The 21,555-nt window shown below is 69.3% G+C and carries 17 protein-coding genes and 1 pseudogene; 8 read left to right on the top strand and 10 right to left on the bottom strand.

Annotated features, from left to right (window positions below; genetic code table 11):
• Positions 1-3: 3 nt before the first annotated feature.
• Positions 4-762 (bottom strand): SDR family NAD(P)-dependent oxidoreductase, encoded by a 759-nt coding sequence (locus AU194_RS16255; protein ID WP_059090286.1) that lies wholly within the window; start codon positions 760-762, stop codon positions 4-6.
• 99 nt (positions 763-861) lie between these two features.
• On the opposite strand from AU194_RS16255, the gene AU194_RS16250 reads away from it, so the two are divergent.
• The 4 genes from AU194_RS16250 to AU194_RS31225 all read left to right on the top strand — a co-directional run bounded on the left by AU194_RS16250 (position 862) and on the right by AU194_RS31225 (position 6,454).
• Complete coding sequence (locus AU194_RS16250; protein WP_059090311.1) at positions 862-2,400, top strand: molybdopterin-dependent oxidoreductase; 1,539 nt, start codon at positions 862-864, stop codon at positions 2,398-2,400.
• A gap of 22 nt (positions 2,401-2,422) precedes the next feature.
• Entirely contained in the window at positions 2,423-3,955 is a 1,533-nt protein-coding gene (locus tag AU194_RS16245) for an ATP-dependent DNA ligase (RefSeq protein ID WP_059090285.1), read from the top strand.
• A 73-nt stretch (positions 3,956-4,028) separates the two neighbouring features.
• Positions 4,029-6,308: a carbon starvation CstA family protein gene (locus AU194_RS16240; protein ID WP_059090284.1), complete on the top strand. Its 2,280-nt coding sequence runs from the start codon at positions 4,029-4,031 to the stop codon at positions 6,306-6,308.
• Positions 6,309-6,316: 8 nt separating this feature from the next.
• A complete protein-coding gene (locus tag AU194_RS31225; RefSeq protein WP_231743407.1) occupies positions 6,317-6,454 on the top strand; it encodes a CstA-like transporter-associated (seleno)protein in 138 nt (45 codons plus the stop codon).
• On the opposite strand, the gene AU194_RS16235 is transcribed toward AU194_RS31225, so the two are convergent.
• Together AU194_RS16235 and AU194_RS16230 are read right to left on the bottom strand one after the other, a co-directional pair.
• A complete protein-coding gene (locus tag AU194_RS16235) occupies positions 6,451-7,686 on the bottom strand; it encodes a cytochrome P450 (protein WP_059090283.1) in 1,236 nt (411 codons plus the stop codon). The genes AU194_RS31225 and AU194_RS16235 overlap by 4 nt on opposite strands.
• Positions 7,683-8,741 carry an LLM class F420-dependent oxidoreductase gene (locus AU194_RS16230; protein WP_059090282.1) on the bottom strand — a complete coding sequence of 353 codons (1,059 nt, stop codon included), beginning with the start codon at positions 8,739-8,741 and terminating at the stop codon, positions 7,683-7,685. The genes AU194_RS16235 and AU194_RS16230 overlap by 4 nt, the downstream gene beginning before the upstream one ends.
• 60 nt (positions 8,742-8,801) lie before the next feature.
• Between AU194_RS16230 and AU194_RS16225 the strand changes: the two genes are divergently transcribed.
• Positions 8,802-10,298: an acyl-CoA carboxylase subunit beta gene (locus AU194_RS16225; RefSeq protein ID WP_059090281.1), complete on the top strand. Its 1,497-nt coding sequence runs from the start codon at positions 8,802-8,804 to the stop codon at positions 10,296-10,298.
• Between the two features lie 57 nt (positions 10,299-10,355).
• Here AU194_RS16225 and AU194_RS16220 read toward each other — a convergent pair whose 3' ends face one another.
• Genes AU194_RS16220 through AU194_RS16200 form a run of 5 tightly spaced genes read right to left on the bottom strand, consistent with a single transcriptional unit; the run spans position 10,356 to position 15,531 of the window.
• Entirely contained in the window at positions 10,356-11,435 is a 1,080-nt protein-coding gene (locus AU194_RS16220) for a TIGR03857 family LLM class F420-dependent oxidoreductase (RefSeq protein ID WP_197417638.1), read from the bottom strand.
• Positions 11,399-11,773: a nuclear transport factor 2 family protein gene (locus tag AU194_RS16215; RefSeq protein WP_059090279.1), complete on the bottom strand. Its 375-nt coding sequence runs from the start codon at positions 11,771-11,773 to the stop codon at positions 11,399-11,401. The genes AU194_RS16220 and AU194_RS16215 overlap by 37 nt, the downstream gene beginning before the upstream one ends.
• Positions 11,770-12,852, bottom strand: coding sequence for a phosphotransferase (locus tag AU194_RS16210; RefSeq protein WP_082698676.1), 1,083 nt, complete (start codon positions 12,850-12,852; stop codon positions 11,770-11,772). Before AU194_RS16210 ends, AU194_RS16215 begins: the two co-directional genes overlap by 4 nt.
• A 1-nt stretch (position 12,853) precedes the next feature.
• Entirely contained in the window at positions 12,854-14,473 is a 1,620-nt protein-coding gene (locus AU194_RS16205; protein WP_059090278.1) for an NAD(P)/FAD-dependent oxidoreductase, read from the bottom strand.
• Complete coding sequence (locus tag AU194_RS16200; protein WP_369804133.1) at positions 14,470-15,531, bottom strand: NAD-dependent epimerase/dehydratase family protein; 1,062 nt, start codon at positions 15,529-15,531, stop codon at positions 14,470-14,472. Before AU194_RS16200 ends, AU194_RS16205 begins: the two co-directional genes overlap by 4 nt.
• Before the next feature lie 72 nt (positions 15,532-15,603).
• Between AU194_RS16200 and AU194_RS16195 the strand changes: the two genes are divergently transcribed.
• The 3 genes from AU194_RS16195 to AU194_RS16185 are packed head-to-tail and all read left to right on the top strand — an operon-like array spanning position 15,604 to position 18,862.
• Positions 15,604-16,602: an aromatic ring-hydroxylating dioxygenase subunit alpha gene (locus tag AU194_RS16195; RefSeq protein ID WP_059090276.1), complete on the top strand. Its 999-nt coding sequence runs from the start codon at positions 15,604-15,606 to the stop codon at positions 16,600-16,602.
• A complete protein-coding gene (locus AU194_RS16190; RefSeq protein WP_059090275.1) occupies positions 16,599-17,216 on the top strand; it encodes an isochorismatase family protein in 618 nt (205 codons plus the stop codon). The genes AU194_RS16195 and AU194_RS16190 overlap by 4 nt, the downstream gene beginning before the upstream one ends.
• Complete coding sequence (locus AU194_RS16185) at positions 17,216-18,862, top strand: acyl-CoA synthetase (RefSeq protein WP_059090274.1); 1,647 nt, start codon at positions 17,216-17,218, stop codon at positions 18,860-18,862. Before AU194_RS16190 ends, AU194_RS16185 begins: the two co-directional genes overlap by 1 nt.
• Here AU194_RS16185 and AU194_RS16180 read toward each other — a convergent pair.
• Together AU194_RS16180 and AU194_RS16175 are read right to left on the bottom strand one after the other, a co-directional pair.
• Complete coding sequence (locus tag AU194_RS16180; protein WP_059090273.1) at positions 18,852-20,054, bottom strand: cytochrome P450; 1,203 nt, start codon at positions 20,052-20,054, stop codon at positions 18,852-18,854. The two genes, AU194_RS16185 and AU194_RS16180, sit on opposite strands and share 11 nt — an antisense overlap.
• 9 nt (positions 20,055-20,063) lie before the next feature.
• Positions 20,064-21,553: pseudogene (locus AU194_RS16175) on the bottom strand (aldehyde dehydrogenase family protein).
• Positions 21,554-21,555 lie beyond the last annotated feature (2 nt).

Raw genomic sequence — 21,555 nt, 5'->3', positions numbered from 1 at the left:
TCGCTACTTGGGGGCGAAGCGCTGCCCGGCGTCGAGGCGGATGCACTGACCGTTGAGCATCGCGTTCTCGACGATCGCGACCGCGAGCTTGGCGTACTCCTCGGGGCGGCCGAGCCGCTTCGGGAACGCCGCGTCCTTGGTCAGCTGTGCGGCGAACTCGTCCGGGATGCCCTCGGTCAGACCGGTGGCGAACAGGCTCGGGGCGATCGCGAGCACCCGGATGCCCAGGCTGCCCAGGTCGCGGGCCATGGTCAGGCACATGCCGGCGATGGCGGCCTTGGAGGCGGTGTAGGCCACCTGCCCGATCTGTCCTTCGAACGCGGCGATCGACGACGTGTTGATGATGACGCCGCGCTCGTCGTCCTCGGGTTCGTTTTTGCTCATGTGCTCTGCGGCGAGCCTGCTGATGTTGAAGGTGCCGACGGTGTTGAGATCCTGCACCTGGCGGAAGACGTCGAGGTCGTGCGGGCCGTTCTTGCTCAGCGTCCGCATGGCCGAACCGCCGCCCGCGGTGGTGACCGCGACATGCAGCCCCCCGAGTGCGTCCACGGCCTGGGCGAGGACCTGTTCGGTGCCCGCGAAGTCCATGACGTCGACGGGATAGAAGGTGGCGCCGAGTTCGTCGGCCACTTCCTGGCCCTTGGACTGTGGCCGGTCGAGCACCGCGACCGCCGCGCCGCGCTTGGCCAACGCCGCGGCGGTGGCGCGGCCGAATCCGGAGGCACCTCCGACAATGACGGCCTTCTTGCCCTCGATCTCCATCTGGCTTCCTTTCCATTTTTGGGTCCGACTGTAAAGCAACCTAGCCGACGTCAGCGTTCGTTAAGGCTTTCGGGTGCGCGACTGACTACCTTGGCGTTCGTGAGCGTCATCCCCCGCAGCACCCGCGCCTGGTGCGGTGTCGCCGCCGCGGCCGTCGCCCTCGGCGTGACCGAATTGGTGGCGGTGCCGTTCGGACCGCAGGCCGACGCGCGCACCGCGGTCGGATCGGCGGTCATCGACGCGACACCCGGGCCGGTCAAGGAGTGGGCGATCCAGACGTTCGGGATGGCCGACAAGCTGGTGCTGTCGCTGCTCGTGCTGGCGGTGATCGCAGTACTCGCCGCCGCGGGTGGCGCGCTGCAGTCGCGGCGGGTGCCGGTGGGCAGCGCCATGATCGTCGCGGGCGGCGCGCTCGGCTGCGCAGCGGTGTTGTCCCGCATCGGTGCCGGTCCCGCCGACATCGTCCCCACGCTCGTCGGGACTGTCTGCGGGGTGCTGACGCTGCAGCTCCTCCTGTCGGGACGCATCACCGACGCCGGAGAACGCGGTGACGTGGATCGGGGCCGGCGACTCTCGTTGGTGAGTCTGGGCGTGTTGGCGGTCGGCACGATCGCCGGCGCGGCGGGGGCGGGGTTGGCGCGGCGTGCATCGTCGGTGAGCGGCGAGCGGGCCGGGGTCGCGCTGCCACCGGTGGAAGTGCCCGCACCGCCGATTCCGGCGGCCGTGCAACCCGACGCGGCCGGGCTGCCGTCGTTCATCACGTCCAACGCCGACTTCTACCGGATCGACACCGCGCTGAGCGTGCCGCAGGTCAGCCGAGAGGAATGGCGACTGCGCATCCACGGCATGGTCGACCGCGAGATCACCTACGGCTTCGCCGATCTCGACCGGTTCGAGGTGGTGGAGAAGACCGTCACGCTGACGTGCGTGTCCAATCCGGTCGGCGGTGACCTCATCTCGACCGCCACCTGGAGCGGCTACCGGGTGCGAGACCTGTTGGCCGATACGGGGATTCACGCCGACGCCGATATGGTGCTGTCCACCTCGCACGACGGGTTCACCGCGGGCACCCCGGTCGAGGCGCTGACCGACGGCCGCGATGCGCTCCTCGCCATCGGGATGAACGGCCAGCCGCTGCCGACCGAACACGGATACCCCGCCCGCCTCGTGGTGCCCGGCCTCTACGGGTACGTGTCCGCGACGAAGTGGGTGGTCGATCTCGAGCTCACCCGCTTCGACCGGGCGCAGGCGTACTGGACCAGGCTGGGGTGGTCCGAGCGCGGTCCCATCAAGACCGAATCGCGGATCGACGTGCCGCGCGGCGGCGCCGACGTCAGCCGCGGCCCCGTGACGTTCGGCGGGGTGGCGTGGGCGCAGAACCGCGGGGTGCGCACCGTCGAGGTGCGGATCGATCCGCCGGGCGGACAGGGTGAGTGGCGGCCCGCGGAACTCGGGGCGAGCTACTCCAACGAGACGTGGCGGTTGTGGAGCCTGGGCTGGGAGGCCGAACAGAGCGGCCTGCACACGATCACCGTGCGCGCCACCGACAACACCGGGGCCGTACAGACCGAGGACCGCGCCGACCCGGTCCCCGACGGTGCGACCGGCTGGCACAGCGTCGTCTTCAATGTCACCTGATCGCGCGTGCCATCCTGGCGGGATGCTCCTCGTCGATGTCGCCACCGCCTCGGCCGACGTCGGTGCCAGCTCGTCACGGCTGGCCAAGACCGCCAGGATCGCCGAACTGCTGAGCCGCGCGGGCGCCGAAGAGGACGCCCGGCTGGTCGCGGTCACGGTGTCGTGGCTCTCCGGTGAGCTGCCGCAGCGCCAGATCGGCGTCGGCTGGGCGGCGCTGCGGTCACTGCCGGCAGCGGCCGACACCCCCACGCTGACCGTGCCGGGTGTCGACGCCGCGTTCACCGAGATCGGCGCCGTCGCGGGTAAAGGCTCGCAGGCGCGGCGGGCCGGCCTGCTCGCCGACGTCTTCGCCGCGGCGACACCCGCCGAGCAGACGTTCCTGCGTCGCCTGCTGACCGGTGAACTGCGGCAGGGTGCGCTGATCGGCGTGATGGCCGATGCGGTGGCCAAGGCGGCCGGTCTCCCCGCCGCGCAGGTGCGCCGCGCGGCGATGCTGGCTGGCGACCTGCCCGCGGTGGCCGCCGCCGCGCTCACCGGCGGCGAGGCGGCGCTGGCCGAGTTCACCCTGCGCGTGGGCCGGCCCGTCGGCCCGATGCTCGCCCAGACCGCGACCGGCGTCGCCGAGGCACTCGAGAAGCTCGGCGGGACGGCGGTATTGGAGGCCAAGCTCGACGGCGCACGCGTGCAGATCCACCGTGCCGGATCCGAGGTATCGGTCTACACCCGCTCGCTCGACGACGTGACCGCCCGCCTGCCGGAGGTGGTCGAGGCCGCGCTGGCGCTGCCGGTGACCGATCTGATCGCCGACGCCGAGGCGATCGCGCTGCGCCCCGACGGCCGTCCGCACCGGTTCCAGGTCACCGCGTCGCGGTTCGGCCGCGCCGCCGCGGGTGCCACCCAGCGCCTTTCGGTGTTCGTGTTCGATCTGCTGCACGTCGACGGCAGGGATCTGCTCGACCTCCCGACCGTCGAACGGGTGGCCGTCCTCGACGATCTGGTGCCGGCCGCGCACCGCGTCGACCGGTTGATCACCGACGACACCGCCGCCGCGACGCGGTTCCTCGAGGCCACGCTGGCCGCCGGTCACGAGGGCGTGATGGCCAAGTCGCCGTCGGCGCCGTACGAGGCGGGCCGCCGCGGGGCCGGCTGGCTGAAGGTCAAACCCGTCCACACCCTCGATCTCGTCGTGCTCGCCGTCGAATGGGGCAGCGGTCGGCGCACCGGCAAGCTCTCCAACATCCACCTCGGTGCGCGGGACCCGCAGACCGGCGGTTTCGTGATGCTGGGCAAGACGTTCAAGGGCATGACCGACGCGATGCTGGCCTGGCAGACCGCACGGTTCCTCGAGTTGGCCGACGGCCCCACCGACGGGTACGTGGTGCGGGTGCGGCCCGAGCAGGTCGTCGAGATCGCGTTCGACGGCATCCAGAAGTCCAGCCGCTATCCGGGCGGGATGGCGCTGCGTTTCGCGCGCGTCCTGCGCTACCGCGACGACAAGTCGCCGGCCGAGGCGGACACCGTCGACACCGTCCGCGCCTTCTACGAAAGCCACTGATACTCGACCGCCCGTTCGGTCGGTGCCACTATCTAAGGCAGGCAAACCGACACTGTCGTCGTCAGGGGGCATTGTGGCCACACCAACCGCCGAACAGCGCTTCGAGAACACCGACGGAGACGTCACCTACATCCGGACGGACAGGGACTCCCCGCCGGTCGCGATCGTCGACAGATCACCGATCAGCGCCAAGAACCGGATCGTGTTCGGACTCATCGCCCTCCTCGGCGCGGTGGCCTGGGCGGTGATCGCGTTCTTCCGCGGGGAGACGGTCAACGCCGTCTGGTTCGTGATCGCCGCGATCTGCACCTACGTGGTGGCGTTCCGGTTCTACGCCCGGCTCATCGAGATGAACATCGTCAAGCCGCGCGACGACAACGCCACTCCAGCCGAGATCCTCGAGAACGCCACCGACTACGTGCCCACCGACCGCCGGGTGCTGTTCGGCCACCACTTCGCCGCGATCGCCGGCGCGGGACCGCTGGTCGGGCCGGTGCTGGCGATGCAGATGGGATACCTGCCCGGCACCATCTGGATCATCATCGGCGCGGTGTTCGCGGGGTGCGTGCAGGACTATCTGGTGCTGGCGATCTCGACCCGCCGGCGTGGCCGATCCCTCGGCCAGATGGCGCGCGACGAACTCGGCGCGGTCGGTGGCGCCGCGGCGATCGTCGGGGTCCTGGTCATCATGGTGATCCTGCTGGCGGTGCTGGCACTGGTCGTCGTGCAGGCGCTCGCCCAGAGCCCGTGGGGTGTGTTCTCGATCGCGATGACGATCCCGATCGCACTGTTCATGGGCGTCTACCTGCGGTTCCTGCGGCCCGGCCGGGTCTCCGAGGTGACGGTGATCGGCGTCGCGCTGCTGCTGCTGGCCGTCGCCTCCGGCCGGTGGGTGGCCGAGACGTCTTGGGGCGCTTCGTGGTTCGACCTCTCCCCGGTCGCGCTCAGCTGGGGCATCATCCTCTACGGGCTGGCCGCGTCGGTGCTGCCGGTCTGGTTGCTGCTCGCCCCGCGCGACTACCTGTCGACGTTCATGAAGGTCGGCACCATCGGGCTGCTGGCGGTCGGCATCCTCATCGCCCGGCCCGTCATGGAGGCGCCCGCCGTGTCGGTGTTCGCCGCCAGCGGCACCGGCCCGGTGTTCGCCGGATCGCTGTTCCCGTTCCTGTTCATCACGATCGCCTGCGGCGCGCTGTCGGGCTTCCACTCACTGATCTCCTCGGGCACCACGCCGAAGCTGCTGGAGAAGGAAAGCCAGATGCGGTTGATCGGCTACGGCGGCATGCTCACCGAGTCGTTCGTCGCGATCATGGCGCTGATCACCGCGGCGATCCTCAACCAGCATCTGTACTTCACGCTCAATGCGCCCGCTGCGCAGACCGGTGGCACCGCGGCGACCGCCGCCGAGTACGTCAACGGGCTCGGGCTGTCCGGTGCGCCCGCCACCGCACAGCAGATCGAGGACGCCGCCCGCAGCGTCGGTGAGAACTCGATCGTCTCCCGCACCGGTGGTGCGCCGACCCTCGCGTTCGGCATGTCCGAGGTGCTTTCCACGGTGTTCGGCGGCGATGCGCTCAAGGCCTTCTGGTATCACTTCGCGATCATGTTCGAGGCGTTGTTCATCCTCACCACCGTCGACGCGGGCACCCGCGTGGCGCGGTTCATGCTGTCCGACGGGCTGTCGAATCTCGGTGGGCCGCTGCGCAAGTTGAAGGATCCGAGCTGGCGGGTCGGGGCCTGGGTGTGCAGCGTGATCGTCGTGGCCGCATGGGGCAGCATCCTGCTGATGGGGGTCACCGACCCGCTCGGCGGCATCAACACCCTCTTCCCGCTGTTCGGTATCGCCAACCAGTTGCTGGCCGCGATCGCGTTGACGGTGGTGACCGTCGTCGTCCTCAAGCGGGGGTACTTCAAGTGGGTGTGGGTGCCCGGGGTTCCGCTGGTGTGGGATCTGGTGGTCACGCTGACCGCGTCGTGGCAGAAGATCTTCTCCGGTGACCCGAAGGTCGGCTACTGGACACAGCATTTCCAGTACAAGTCGGCGCTCGCGCAGGGCAACGAATCGTTCGGGGCGGCGAAGAACGTCGATCAGATGCACGACGTCATCCGCAACACGTTCATCCAGGGCACCCTGTCGATCGTGTTCGCGCTGCTGGTGGTGATCGTGGTGGTGGCCGGGGTGGTGATGGCGGTGCGGGCGTTCCGCGGCACCGCGCCCCCGACCACCGACGACGAGCCGGTGCCGTCGCGGATCTTCGGTCCGTCGGGATTGTTCGCCACCGCAGAGGAACGGGAGGTGCAGAAACAGTGGGACGCGTTGGGCGTGCGGTCGGTCAAATCCGTTGGTACGTGAGCTCGTTGATGGGCGACAACCACTACCGCCGGTACGTCGAGCACCGGCGGCGCCGCCACCCAGGTGAACCGGTGCTGAGCGAGCGGGAGTACTGGCGGATGCGGCACGCGGCCGCCGACGCCAATCCCGGGGCGCGGTGCTGCTAGCCCAGTGCGTAGCGGATCGGCAGGTGTTTGAGGCCGCCGACGAACGTCGTCGCGACGTGCTCGGGGCGGCCGGCGAGTTCGACCGACCGCAGCCGGGGCACCAGCTCGGCGAAGAAGCTGTTGACCTCCATGCGGGCCAGCGCCGCGCCGAGACAGAAGTGCACCCCGTAGCCGAAGGAGACGTGCCGGTTGGGGTCGCGTCCGACGTCGAAGCGGAACGGGTCGTCGAACACGTCGGCGTCGCGGTTGCCCGAAACGTAGGACAGCAGTAGCGATTCCCCCGCCGCGATCGGCACACCCCGCACCGCGGTGTCCTCGGCGGCGGTGCGCATGAACGCCTTGACGGGGGTGACCCAGCGGATCATCTCCTCGGCGGCCAGCCCCATCAGACCCGGATCCGCCTGCAGGCGCCGCAACTGGTCCTGATGTTCGATCAACGCGAGCATGCCGCCGGAGATGGTCGCGCTCGTGGTGTCGTGCCCGGCGGCGGCCACGATCGCGTAGTAGGACATCGTGTCGATGTCGGACAGCGGTTCGCCACCGAGCCGTGCGTTGGCGATCGCCGACGCCAGGTCCTCGGTCGGGCGCTCCCGGCGGGAGGCCGTCAACGCGGTGAAGTACTGGAACATCTCCAGCAGCGCCGCCATCTGATCCTCCTGCGTGGCACCGCGTTTGAACTCCTCGTCGTCGCTGCCGAACAGCTCCTGGGTGAGTTTGAGCATCAACGGGAAGTCATCCTCGGGCACCCCGAGCAGCGACATGATCACGTACAGCGGGTAGTTGACCGCGACCTCCTGCACGAAATCGCATTCCGGGCCGCGCTCGAGCATCTTGTCGACGTAGATCTTGGCGAGCTCGTCGACGCGAACCTTCAATGCGCGCATGGCTTTCGGCCGGAACCAGTCGGCACCGATCGTGCGCAGCTCCCGGTGCTCGGGGTCGTCGAGGTGGATGAGGGTGCGGATACCGACGCCGGCCTGCAGGTCGTCGGCCGCCGCGGTCATCAGGACCGAGCGCGGCGAGTTGGTGAACAGCGTGTTCGCGCGTTCGATCGCCATGATGTCGGCGTGCCTGGTGACGGCCCAGAACGGCCGGTAGCCGTCGACCTCCACCCAGGACACCGGTGCGTGCTCACGCAGATGGGTCAGCGCGGCGTGCAGCGCCGGTTCGTCGGTGTAGGCCTTGGGCGTGGCGAAGACCCTGGCGGCCTCGTCGATGATGGGGGCACTCACGGCACACTCCTTCCTGCGGCCGACAGCCCGCGCAACTCGCGTAGGACCGCCGTGACGGCGTCGTCGGGCACGCCGGCCGGAAACGCGGGCAGCACACGGTCGATCACCCCCGCGCACCGGTCGCGCAGTCTCTCGGCGAGCGTGTCCAGCGGGGCGACGACGGCGAACGCGTCGAGCACGTCGTCGTCGATCAGCGCTCCCATGGCATCCCATTCGCCCTGCCGGGACAGCCGGTGCAGTTCGGTGTGCAGATCGCCCCAGCCGTGCAGGTCGAGCACTCTGCGATAGGCAGGTGTCGACCCGTAGAACGCGAGCTGTTTGCGCGTGGCGACCGACGCCTGCCGGATCTCCTCGGAGGTCCGCCCGGTGACCACGAAGACCGGACAGGACACCTGGAAGTCGACACGGTCGCGTCCGGTGCGAGCCATCCCGTCGAGCAGTGCCGGCGTGGTCACCTCGTCGAGGTAGCGCCTGGTGGTGAAGGCGTGGGCGAGAAGGCCGTCAGCCACCTCGCCGCACATCCGCGTCATCGCCACACCGACCGCGGCGATGAAGATCTTCGGCACGCCGTACGGATGCGGTTCCGGGACGAACATCGGCGTCATGATCTTGTGGGTGTAGAACTCGCCCTCGAACCGCAGTGGGGTGCCGTCGTGCCAGCAGGTCCAGATCGCGCGCAGCGCGGTGACGAATTCGCGCATCCGGCGCACCGGGTGGCTCCACGTCATCGAGAACCGCTTCTCGATGTGGGGTTGGATCTGGGTGCCGAGTCCGAGGTTGAAGCGGCCGCAGGAGTACGCCTGCAGGTCCCAGCCGATGTTGGCCACGGTCATGGGATTTCGGGCGAACGCCACCGCGATGCTCGTCCCGATCTCGAGGCGGGTGGTGTGTTCGGCCGCCAGCAGCAGGGGCAGAAACGGGTCGTGGTTGATCTCGCCGGTCCAGCCGCCGTCGAAACCCTGGTTCTCGGCGTCGGCGGCGACGCGGGGGACGCGGGCAAGTCGACTGGGGATGCCTCGGTCCACCTTGAGGCCGGGCACGGCGCCGTCACCCATGCGTGATGACGCTACAGTAAGCAATTCAGTATGGTCAACGACGGTGAGTGAGGACCGCGCATGACGGACGCACAGGACTGGCAGGAGACACTCGACGACCTCGACCGTCGGCGTGTGCACGCGTACGGGATGGGCGGTCCGGAGCGGGTCGCCAAGCACCGCGGCCGCGGGAAACTCGACGCCCGCGCGCGGATCGCCCGCCTGCTGGACCCGGATACGTTCTGCGAGTTCGGCACACTCGTCGGCGGCGACATCGCCGCTGACGGCCTGATCGCCGGTTCGGGCCGCGTCGGCGGCACACCGGTCATGGTGGGCGCCGAGGACTTCACGACGCTGGCGGGCAGCATCGGCCCCGGCGGGAACGCCAAACGGTACCGGCTTGCGGAGTTGGCCCTGCGCAACAAGATTCCGTTGGTGATGCTGCTGGAGGGCGCGGGGTTCCGGCCCAGCGGCGAACACTACGGCCGGACCCCGACCGATCTGCTCGCCCAGGCCCGCTGCTCGGGGAAGGTCCCGACGGTCTCGGCGGTGCTCGGGCCGTCGGCGGGGCACGGCGCGCTGGTGGCTCCGGTGTGCGACTTCACGATCATGAGCTCCGGCGGCGCGATCTTCACCGCGGGGCCGCCGGTGGTCAAAGAGTCGACGGGAGAGGACATCTCGAAGGAGGATCTCGGCGGTCCGGACGTGGCGTTGGCCAGCGGCGTCATCCACAACCACGCCGACGACGACGAAACCGTCATCGACGACATCCGCCGCTACCTGTCGTACTTCCCGTCCAGCGCATGGTCCTACCCCCCGACCCGACTGGCCGACGACACCGCGGGCCCGCGCCCGACCCCCGAATTGCTCGACATCGTCTCGCGCGACAACCGGCACATCTACGACATGCGCACCGTCCTCGACATCGTCTTCGACCGGCCGGACTGGTTCGAGGTGCAACCCCGCTTCGGCCGCGCCATCATCTGCGCGCTGGCCCATCTCGGCGGCTATCCCGTCGCGGTGGTGGCCAACCAGCCCGAGGTGATGGCGGGTTCCATCGACGCCGACGCCGCCAACAAGGCCGCCCACTTCATCACCGTGGCCGACTCGTTCCATCTCCCGATCGTCTTCCTCGCTGACAATCCGGGGATGCTGCCCGGCAGTCGATCCGAGCGCAGCGGTGTGTTACGCAGTGGCGCACGGATGTTCGCCGCGCAGACCGCCGCCACGACGCTCAAGTTGCACGTCACGCTGCGCAAGGCGTTCGGCTTCGGGTCGATGGTGATGTCGCTGCTGGGTTTCGACGATCAGGTGGCGACGTTCGCCTACCCGGGTGCCACGATGGGCGCGATGAGCGCGGCGGCGATGAGCCGGGCCACGCACGCCGGCGAGGACTACACCGCGGTGCTCAAGAAGATGGAGCTGGAGGCCAGTTACCGGTCGGCAGGCCACCTCGGCTTCGACGAGCTGATCTCCCCCGTCGAGACCCGCGACCGGTTGCTGGCCGCGTTGCAGCACGGGGTGTTCAGCCGCCAGCAGGTCGCCGAACCGGTGAGCCGCACGGTCATCATGCCGTAGCCCCCGGGGCGATTTCGGTGTAGTTGGTTGCGCTCAGCGCAACCAACTACACCGAAATCACGAGGTGCGGCGGTACTCCGCGACGATCGGGGCGAGTTCGTCCGGGGTGGCGCCGTGCATGATCAGCGCATCGGCGCCGTAGTCGAACTCCTTGCGGATTCGGTCCACGCACTGCCGGGCCGAACCGGTCGCCGCCGGGGCCAGCCACTCGTCGGGCAGCAGCGTCGCGATGTGCTCGATCTGTTCGGGGGTGGCCTTGTGGTCGATGCCACCGGGCACCGACTTGACCACCTCGTCGTCGCGAAACCGTTGCAGCACAGCGGGATCCCAGCCGTTGGTCGTGACCAGCAGATCGCCGTAGCCCTGCAGATAGGTGGCGAGCCGGGCGACGGTCTTCTTCAGCCGCAGCTCCTCGGGCAGGTGGTCCCCGACGGTGGCGAAACACGACCACACCCGCACGCTGTCGGGGTCGCGACCGGCCTGTTCGGCGGCCTGTTTGACCGTCTTCACACACCGCTGCAACGTCTCCGGCGTGAAGTAGGTGTGCAGGATGACGTCGTCGAAGGCGCGGCCGCCCAGCGCGAGCGTCTGCGGTCCGAACGCGACGATCGCCAACCGGATGTCTTCCTTGAAGTCGGGGTCGAGGAACAGCACGGGGTACTTGCCGAGCGGCCCGTCGTGGTTGAAGATCAGCTCCCCCTGCCACAGGCGCCGCATCACCTGCGCGAAGTCCTCCATCTGCGCGGTCGTGACCGCGGGGATGCCGAACGCCCCGTAGATGGCGCCGATACCGCGGCCGATGCCGAGCGTGAACCGGCCGCCCGACAACCGGTGCATGGTGGTGGCCCACGATCCGGTGATCAACGGGTGGCGGGTGTTGTGATTGGTTGCCGCCGTGGCGATCTGCATCCGGCTGGTCACCGCGCACGCCGCGCCCACCAGCGACGACGCCTCCTTGACGTTCCACCGTTCGGAGATGAACGCGGTCCCGAATCCGAGCTCCTCGCCGCGGCGGGCCTCGTCCATCAGCGTGGCCGGGCCCTCCCCGCCGGCACCGGCCAGCAGGTAGTACCCGAGTTCGTCCAGTACGCCGTCTCTGCTCAACACCAGATCCCTTGTTTGTAGCCGCAGTTCCACACCTCGGTGATCCTGCCATCGACGACGCGGAACACCTCCATACTGCTGATCGTCGTCGTGGTGCCGTCCGTCAGCGTCATCGGTGACTGGTAGACGATCGCGACGTGCTCGCCGTCGTCACCGGCGATCACGAGGTTCAGGTCGAACCGCACGGTGTCGAACATCGCCCAGTGGTCGACGATGCGCTGCACGGCCTGTTCGTGAGTGAGGGTGACCGGCTCCCCCACGTCGTGGCGGATCACGGTTTCTCCCATCAGTTCCTCGGCCAGAGCGAAGTCGCGCTCGTTCCACACCTGAAGGTTGTAGAGTTCGACGACCTCGCGGGCCGTGCGGCTCATCCGAACACCGCCAGCGCGTCGGTCTCGTCGATCGCGGCGACCGCGCGGTCGGTCAGGGTCAGGCACAGCTCCCGGGACCGCTGCGGCAAGCCATCCCATCCGATCAGCGTGATCACCGGCAGCACGATCAGATAGGCGACCGCGACGCGGTAGTGCCGCCACGCCTCGTCGAACGCGTAGTCGGTGACGCCGCCCCGGGTGAGGTGGTCGAGGTAGTCGCGCACCAGCGCTTCGTCGTGGCCGGAGCGGACGGCCGTGGGCAGCCCCTGGCTGACCAGGTAGGCGACGTCGGCGGCCCCGCAGCCGCGGGACGCGAACTGGAAGTCGACCACCTTGAGCCGGTCGCCGTCGAAGAACAGGTTGTCGGCGCGGATGTCGCCGTGCAGCAGCATCGACCGCTCGCCAAGGGCGGTCAGTGCGGTGGGCGCGTGGTCGGTGAATCGTTCGGCGTAGCGGGCGACGGCGGTGGGCACCCGCGCTTCGGTGTGCTCGCGGTAGATGTCCCAGCCGGCGGCGAACGCGGGCACCAGCAGGTCCCGGGCGATCGGCGTGTCGATGCTCGGAAATGCCTGCAGCGACACGGGTTCGGCGTCGGTGACCGACCAGGCGTGCAACCCGGCCAGCGCGGCGAGGCAGGTGCGGGTCTGCGCCAGGGTCAGGCCGGCGAGATGATCGGCGTTGTCCCAGCCCTGCAGATCCTCGAGCAGCAGTACGAAGTCCGCGGAGTCCGGAGCGATCGCGGCGGCGTAGACGTGCGGGCTGTCCATCGGCGCGTGTCCGGCCACGTCGCGGTAGTACGCGACCTCGCGCCGATAGCCGCCCAGCAGTTCCATGGCGCCGCGGGCCTCGGACACGGCGGCGAACTTCGCGATGAGTGTCGGCGGCACACCGTCGCCGCTCAGGTGCACGCGGTACAGCAGCGAGGAGAAACCGCTGTCCTCGGCGATCCGCTCGGCGCGCAGCGCGGTCACGGTCACCGTGGCGGGCAGCGCATGGTCCGCGCGCAACACCTCGGTGAGCCACTGCGGGGTGAGGTCGTCGATGCCGGAGGGGATCTCCGCGGTCGCTGACGTCGGCACCTCAGCTCACCTTGAACCCGAGGTACCCGCCCGCGGCGATCTCGTCGCAGCGTCTGCGGTACTCCGGCAGGCCCGCGGTGTACCCCATGTACATGCGTTTCTTGCCGGGGACGTTGCCGCCGTTGTACCAGGAGTTGCACGACGGGTGCGCCAGCACGGTGGGTGCCACCAGCGCGGTGGTGTGTTCGATCCACTCGGTCTGCGCACCGGGCAGCGCCTCGATCGTGCGGTGCCCGTGGCTGCGCAGGTACTGCAGACAGTCGGCGATCCAGTCCACGTGCTGCTCCAGCGCGGCCACGAAGTTCGTTGCCGCACTGGGGCTTCCGGGACCCTGGACGGTGAACAGGTTGGGGAACCCCGCGACGTGCAGCCCGAGGTACGAGACGGGCCCCTCGGCGGCCCAGACGTCGCGCAGCAGCACCCCGTCGCGGCCGCGGACGTCGATCCGGCTCAACGCGCCGGTCATGGCGTCGAATCCGGTGGCGTAGACGATCACGTCGAGATCGTGGGAACCCTGTTCGGTGTCGATCCCCGCCGGCGTGACCGACCGGATCCCGCCGCGCCGCAGGTCGACCAGCGTGACGTTGTCGCGGTTGAACGTCTCGTAGTAGCCCTGGTCGATGATGGGCCGCTTGCACGCGAACGGATGGGTGGGGACGAGGGCGGCGGCCGTCTGCGGGTCGTGCACGATCCGGGCGATCGCCTCACCGTAGAGTTCGGCGGCCATCCGGTTGGCATCGATGTCGAAGAAGACGTCACCCCAGTTGAGCGCCCCCATGATGCCGTCCTCCTCGACGGCACGGCGCCGCTCCTCGGCGCTGGCGGCCTTCAGCGGCGGCCGGACCAGCATGTCGAGCAGCACCGAGAACGCGCTCAGGCGGGCCGCGCCAACGGGGTGCTCGCGTTGCGCGGCGCGGATATCGCCGTAGCCGGCCTTGAGGTCGTCGAGTTCGCCGGGTTCGAACGGCCGCACCCGCCACGGCAGTGTGTAGGCCGGGGAGCGCTGGAAGACCACGAGCCGCCGGGCCTCCCGCGCCACCACCGGAATCAGCTGCACCCCTGTCGAACCGGTGCCGATCACCCCGAGCCGCCTGCCGGTCAGGTCGACACCCTCCCTGGGCCACCGGCTGGTGTAGAGCGATGTCCCGGTGAACGTGTCCATTCCGGGGATGTCGGGTTCGAGCGGAACCGACAGGATGCCGGTCGCGGCGATGACGAACGGTGCGACGTACCGGTCGCCGGTGGCGGTCTCGAGCAGCCACTCGGCGGCGTCCTCGTCGAAGGTCATCGCGACGATCTCGGTGTCGAAGTCGATGTCGCGGCGCAGGTCCAACCGGTCGGCGACGAAGTTCAGGTACGCCTCGATCTCGGGTTGGGCCGGCATGGTCTCGGTCCACACCCACTCCTGCTGGATCTGCTCGGAGAAGCTGTAGGAGTACTCGATGCTCTCGATGTCGCAGCGCGCGCCGGGGTACCGGTTGTACAGCCAGGTGCCGCCGACGGCGTCGGCCTTGTCGATCACCCGGACGCGCACCCCGAGTTCGCGGAGTTTGTGCAGAGCGTAGAGGCCGGAGAACCCGGCGCCCACGATGAGCACCTCGAAGCGCCGCGGTTCGGTCACAGCGCCACCACCTGCTCGTCACGGCCGCGACGCTCGAGGTAGAACCGGGCGGCGCGGCGGATCGCGTCGGCGGTGGGGCCGGGATGCCAGCCGAGATCGCGGGTCGCCTTGCCGTGGTCGGCGGGTGAGGTCAGCGCCATCAACCGCGCCGACGCCGGGTTGATCGGGAAGTCGGTGCCCAGCAACCGATTCGACAGGCCGACGCCCGCGGCGACGGTGTGCACCAGCGCCATCGGGACGCCGAACCGCGGCGGCGCCGTGCCCGCCGCCTCCGCGGCGATGGTGAGCATCTCGCGCTGGGACATCCAGCGTTCGGAAACGATGTACCGCTGCCCGACGCGGCCGCGCTCGCCGGCGAGTACCAGGGCGGCGGCGGCGTCGTCGATGTCGACCACCTCCGCGCCGACGCCTCGGACGTAGCAGGGCATCTTACCGAACGCGGCGAGCGCGACGAGCGCGCCCTGTCTGGGGTTCCAGTCCGGCGGGCCGTACGGGTTGGACACGCACATGGCCACCGCGGGCAGGCCGCGTTCGCGGGCGTAACGCAGCACCAGGTCCTCGGCCTGCCTGCGGGATTCGATGTACGGACCGCCCTTACCGGCCCAGTTGAACGGGGTGTCCTCGTCCACGCTCTCGCCGTCGAGCCCGACGGCGATGGTTCCGATGGTGCTGAGGAACACGAAGCGCCTCAACTCGGCGCGCACCGCGATGTCGAGTACGCCCCGCAGACCCTCGACGTTGGTGTGGAACAGGGGTGTGGGGTCGACCAGGTGGGCCCGGGTGTCGACGACGCAGTAGAAGACGACGTCCCGGTCGGCCATCGCGGCGGTCACCGCCTCGGTGTCGAAGACGTCGCCGTAGCGCCGCTCGACGTCGAGTCCGTCGATACCTCGGGTGGAACTGCTGCGACGCAACAACACTCGTACATCGTGGCCGTCGGCGACCAGGCGCCGCACCACCGCGGCGCCGACGTTCCCGCTGGCGCCGAGCACCAGTGCCTTCATTCGCGCGGAGGCGCCGTCCATCGCCGATCCCGTCCGTCCAAGGGCGTTCTGCATGACCGCGAGGATGTTACTGTAACTCTTACAGTAGTTGGCCGGAATGAGGTGGATCCGATTGAGGGGTACGGCATGAAGGTCCCGTTCACCTGGAAGGTGACCGGCTGGTTCATGGTCGGATGGTCGGCGGAGTTCGAGCGGGGCGAGACCAGGGCGTTGCACTATTTCGGCGACGACCTGGTCGCCTACCGCGACGAGTCGGACACCCTGCACGTGCTCGAGGCGCACTGCAAACACCTCGGTGCGCACCTGGGTCACGGCGGCACGGTCGTCGGCGACTGCGTCGAATGCCCGTTCCATGGCTGGCGCTGGGGTCCGCAGGGCGACAACACCTACATCCCGTACCAGCCCGACCGGCCGAACCGGGCCCTGAAGCTGCGGGTCTATCCGGTCGTGGAGCAGTACGGCTGCGTGTTCGTGTGGCACCACCCCGCTGGCGACCCGCCCCAGTGGCCGATGCCGGATCTCTTCGAGAAGTTTCCCCAGTTCCCCACCGATCCGGACGCCTACTACCGGCCGTTCCCGGAGTTCTCCCGCCGCGCCGAGAATGAACCGGTGCACCCCCAGATCGTCGCCGAGAACGGCCCGGACAGTTCCCACTTCCGGTACGTGCACGGGGCGTCGGTGACGCCGGTGTGCCTCAACTGGGAGGTCGTCGGCGAGGAATGGCGCTTCCTCACCGGATGGCCGGACGCCCGCAGCGACGATCCGGACAAGATGGCGCTGCTCATCCACAGTCACTTCTCCGGACTGGGCTTCGCGATCAGCGTGTTCGAGGGATCCTCGAACCATCGGCTGATCTTCGCCTGCACACCTGTCGACGACGGGCGCTCCGACATGTTCTATTCGATCTGGTGGCCCAAGGTCGACGGGGAGACCTCCGACGTCCCGCCCGAGGATGTTCGGGCCCGGGTGGAGAAACAGTTCCTGCGCACGGTCTGGGAGGACCTCGACATCTGGCGCTATCAGCGCTACGTCGAGCGACCGCCGCTGGCCAAGATCGATGCGAAACCGTACATGACGATGCGGGAGTGGGCCAAACAGTTCTACAACGTGCCCGCAGAGGTATGAGCCTTCGGCTGGCGGACCTGGTCGCGCCGGCGCACACCGCGGTGGTCACCCAGGAGCTGCAGGGCGCGGTGGTCGGCCCCGACGCCGGCCTGGCGGCGCTCGCCGACGAGGCGCGCCGTATCGCACTGCCCAACATCGCCCGCCTGCTGCCCGCGGCCCGCGCCGCGGGGGTAAAGGTGGTGCACTGCCTGGTGCAGCGCCGCGCCGACGGGCTCGGGTCGAACCACAACGCCAAGCTGTTCGCGGTCGGCCGCAGTGGGGTGGCCATCGAACCGGGCAGCCCGGGCGCCACCCTGCTGACCGAATTCGGGCCGCAGGCAACCGATCTCGTGCTGACACGGTGGCACGGCGTCGGGCCGATGGGCGGCACCGACCTCGACGCGATTTTGCGCAACCTGGGTGTCACCACGATCGTCGCGGTCGGCGTCTCGCTCAACGTCGCGATCCCCAACCTGGTGATGGACGCGGTCAACGCCGCCTACCGCGTCGTCCTGCCGCGCGACGCGGTGGCGGGGATCCCCGCCGAGTACGGCGACGCCGTCATCGACAACACCCTGACGCTGCTCGCGACGATCACCACCACCGACGATCTACTGCACACCTGGGAGATCTGATGCAGTTCACGATGCCGCAGGTCGCCGATGCCGTCGCCGCGGCGCTGCCCGACCGGGAACTGGTGGTCCAGGGCGACCACCGCCACACCTACGCCGACGTCGTCGCCCGGTCGAACCGGCTCGCGTCACATCTCTACGACGCCGGATTGGGTTGCCACACCGAACGTTCCGCACTACAGGGCCACGAGACGGGCCAGGACCTGCTCGGCATCTACGCCCTCAACGGCAGCGCCTACGTCGAAGGGCTGCTCGGGGCGTTCCGGGCACGGGTGGCCCCGTTCAACGTCAACTACCGCTATGTCCGCGACGAACTGCGCTACCTGCTCGACGACAGCGGCGCCACCGCACTGCTCTACCACGCGTGTTTCGCGCCGCGCGTCGCCGAGGTGCTGCCCGATCTGCCGCGGCTGCGCACCCTGATCCAGATCGCCGACGACTCCGGTAACGGATTGCTGCCCGGCGCCGTCGATCACGAGTCGATCGTGGCGTCCGGACCGTCCGCCCCACCACCGGTGCAGCCCTCCCCCGACGACCTCTACGTCCTGTACACCGGCGGCACCACGGGGATGCCCAAGGGAGTGCTGTGGCATCAGCACGACATCTTCATGACCGCGTTCGGCGGCCGTTCGCTCTACGGCGGCGACAGTGTGTCCACGCTCGAGGAGGTCGCCGCCCGGGCCGCGGCCAACCCCGGCGCCAAACTGCTGATCCTGCCGCCGCTGATGCACGGCGCGGCGCAGTGGGCCGTGATGACCGCGCTGACGACCGGTCAGACGGTCGTGTTCACCTCGGTCGTCGACCGGTTCGACGCCCACGACGCGCTGCACGCGATCGCCCGCGAGCAGGCCTCGGTGGTGACGGTCGTCGGTGACGCGATGGCCCGCCCGCTGGCCGAGGCGCTCGAAACGGCCGTGCGGACAGGCGAACCCGACATCTCCTCGCTGGCGGTGATCGCCAACGGCGGGGCGTTCCTGACCCCCGCCACCAAACAGCGCCTGATCGACCTGCTGCCCAACGCGATGGTCGTCGACGGGGTCGGTTCGTCGGAGACCGGTGCACAGATGACGCACCTGTCGATGAACGGCGCTGTGGCCACCGGCAGGTTCACCGCGGGTCCGGACACGTGCGTGATCGCCGAGGACCTCGGTTCGGTGCTGTCGCCGGGGCACGACGGGCTCGGGTGGCTGGCTCAGCGCGGCTATGTCCCGTTGGGCTACAAGGGCGATGCGGCCAAGACCGTCAAGACGTTCCCCGTGGTCGATGGGGTGCGGTACGCGGTGCCCGGTGATCGCGCCCGCCTGCACGAGGGTGGTGTCGTCGAACTGCTCGGCCGGGATTCGGTGACCATCAACTCCGGCGGCGAGAAGATCTTCGCCGAAGAGGTCGAGGCCGCGCTCGCGTCGCATCCGGCCGTCGAGGACGTCCTCGTCGCGGGTCGCCCGAGTGAGCGGTGGGGTCAGGAGGTGGTCGCGGTGGTCGCTCTCGCCGACGGTGCCACCGCCGACGGTGACGAGCTGATCGCCCACGCCGCCACCACCATTGCGCGGTACAAACTGCCCAAGGCGGTGGTGTTCCGTCCGGCGATCCAGCGCAGCCCGGCCGGGAAGGCCGACTACCGCTGGGCCCGCGCGCAGGTCACCGGCTGACCCGCACCGGGACGTTCTGCCAGCCGGCGACGTTCTGCATGTTCACCCGCCGGCAGCCGTCCCGGTCGACCTCGTAGCGGGGCATGAAGTCGAGCATCCGCTCCAGCGCGATCACGCTCTCCATCCGGGCGAGCGCCGCCCCGAGGCAGCTGTGGATGCCGTAGCCGAAGCCGAGGTTCTGCGCCTCGGTGCGGTCCCGGTCGATGTCGAAGGTGTCCGGATCGGTCCACGCGGCGGGATCGCGGTTGGCCGAACCGCCGATGAGGAACACCGGTTTCCCCGCCGGGATAGTCACACCGTGCATTTCCACATCGGTCTGCGAGCAGCGCACGTTGTACTGTGCGGGCGCCTCGTAGCGCAGGAGTTCCTCGACGGCGGCGGGCACCTTGGCGCGGTCGCCGAGCAGTAGGCGCCACTGGTCCGGATTCTGCGCGAACACCACCGCGGCGTTGCCGATCAGTTTGGTGACGGTCTCGGCGCCCGCCCCGGCGAGCAGCATCGCGAACTGGGTGATCTCGATGTTGTCGAGCGGACCGTGTTCGCCGTCCTCCCGCTCGATCTCGGCGGTGATCAGCCGGCTCAACAGATCCTCACCCAGGTCACCGCGGCGGTTCTTGGTCAGTTTGTAGAGGTACACGGCCATCTCGGTGCCTGCCTGGATCCCGCGCGCACCCATCTCGACCTCACCGGGTTCGCGGTGCAGGAATTCGTCGACCCACAGCCGCATCTGTTGCCGGTCCTCGGCGGGCACCCCGATCATCCGGCTGATGATCTCGATCGGGAACAGCGCCGAGAAATCCTGCACCGCATCGAATTCCGTGCCGAGGTCGCGCAGGCAGCCGTCGACGACGCTCTCGACCATCGGCCGCAACGACTGGATGGCCCGTGGCGTGAACACCTTGTTGAGCAGGCTGCGCATGTGACGGTGTTCGGGCGGGTCCATCATGATGATCGACTTGTGCGGGGGCGGATCCTCGTTGCGCACCATGGCCAGATCCACGCCGCGCGCCGAGGAGTACGTCGTGAAGTTCTTGAACGCCGCGGCGACGTCGGCGTGCCGGCTCAACGCGTAGAAGTCGTACTGGTCGCTGTAGTAGACCGGGGCCTCGTCGCGCATCCGCCGGTAGGTGTCGTACGGCCCGTTGAAGAAATCCTCGGAGAACGGGTCGAACACGAGTGTCGTCTGGGTCATCTCGTCCCTTCAAGCGTTCCTGCGCCGGAGCCTGCGGTGGGTGCGCCGACGGGCCATCCGCAGCCGGAGTTCGGTGCCGCGCCGCATGGCGGCGCCGAAGGGCGGTGCGGCGCCGCCGGTGATGGAGAACGGCAGGTCGCTGCCCACCACGGACCGGTGGTGGCTGAACGTGTCGAACCCGGCCTTGCCGTGATAGGCGCCCATCCCGCTGCGTCCCACCCCGCCGAACGGCGCGTCCGACGGGATCATCTGCGCGGCGAAGTCGTTGCGGGCGACCCCGCCGCTGCGGGTGCGGTGCACGAAGGTGCGGAAGTCGTCGTCATCGGGTCCGAACCAGTACGCCACCAGCGGGGCGGGACCGCTGTTGACGATGCCGACGGCCTCGTCCGTCGTGGTGTAGCCGGTCACCGACAGCACCGGGCCGAACACCTCCTCGGACGCCACGCGCATGGTCGGCGCCACGTCACGTACCACGGTGGGCGGGATCTTGCGCGTCACCCGGTCCGGCAGCGATTCCCCCGGCGGGACAACGCTGTCCACGCGCGCACCACCGGCCCGGGCGTCGTCGATCAGGCCGACGACGCGGTCGAAGTTGGCCTCGTTGACCGACGAGCAGTAGACGTCGCTACCGGTGATCGACGGGAACATCCGCCGCCACGTGGCGAGCACGGTCGCGCTGAACTCGTCGACGAGGTGGCCGGGCACCAGGACGTAGTCGGGGCATACGCACACCTGGCCGCCGTTGACCATGCGGCCGCGGGCGATCCGCTCGGCGGCGCGGCGGAGGTCGGCGCGCGGGCTGACGACGACCGGATTCTTGCCGCCGAGTTCGAGGGTGACCGGGACGAGGTTCGCGGCCGCGGCACGTTGGACCTCCACGCCGACGCCCGGTGACCCGGTGAAGAACAGGTGGTCGAACGGCAGCGTCGCGAACGCGGCCGCGGTGTCGGGTCCGCCGGTGACGACGGCGAGTTCGGTGTCGTCGAAGTACTCGGACGCCCGCGTCTCGATCAGTTCGGCTGTGCGGGACGTGATTTCGGACATCTTGATCATCACCCGGTTGCCGGCGGCGAACGCCGCGGCGGCGGGCAGCACGACGAGGTTGACGGGGAAGTTCCACGGTCCGACGATGCCGACCACCCGACCGGTGTCGGCACCACCTCGGCCCGCAGACCCGTCAGTCGCGCGGGCCGCAGCACAGGCCTCGGGCGCATCCACTTCGGGAAGTGCGATCTGGTGTGCTCGATCACCGGGAGTGCGCCGAGGATCTCGGTGAACACGGCCCCGGTCCGCGGACGCGTCCCGTAGTCGGCGGCCATCGCGTCGACGATCGCGTCGGCGTTGTCGAGCATGAGCGCGGTGAGGCGGTCGATGCGGTCCCGGCGCACGGCGACGCTCGGCGGTCCCTCCGCGAGGAAGGCGCTGCGCTGGCGCTGCAGGGTGGTGAGCAACCGGCCGTGATGCCCGGCGTTGTCGACGCGTTCGGCGACTGTGGTCATCG

The organism is Mycobacterium sp. GA-2829, assembly GCF_001499965.1.
In the GTDB taxonomy this organism is placed as follows: domain Bacteria; phylum Actinomycetota; class Actinomycetes; order Mycobacteriales; family Mycobacteriaceae; genus Mycobacterium.
The sequence above is the reverse complement of the archived record's forward strand: the minus strand, read 5'-3'. Positions and strand labels throughout refer to the sequence as shown.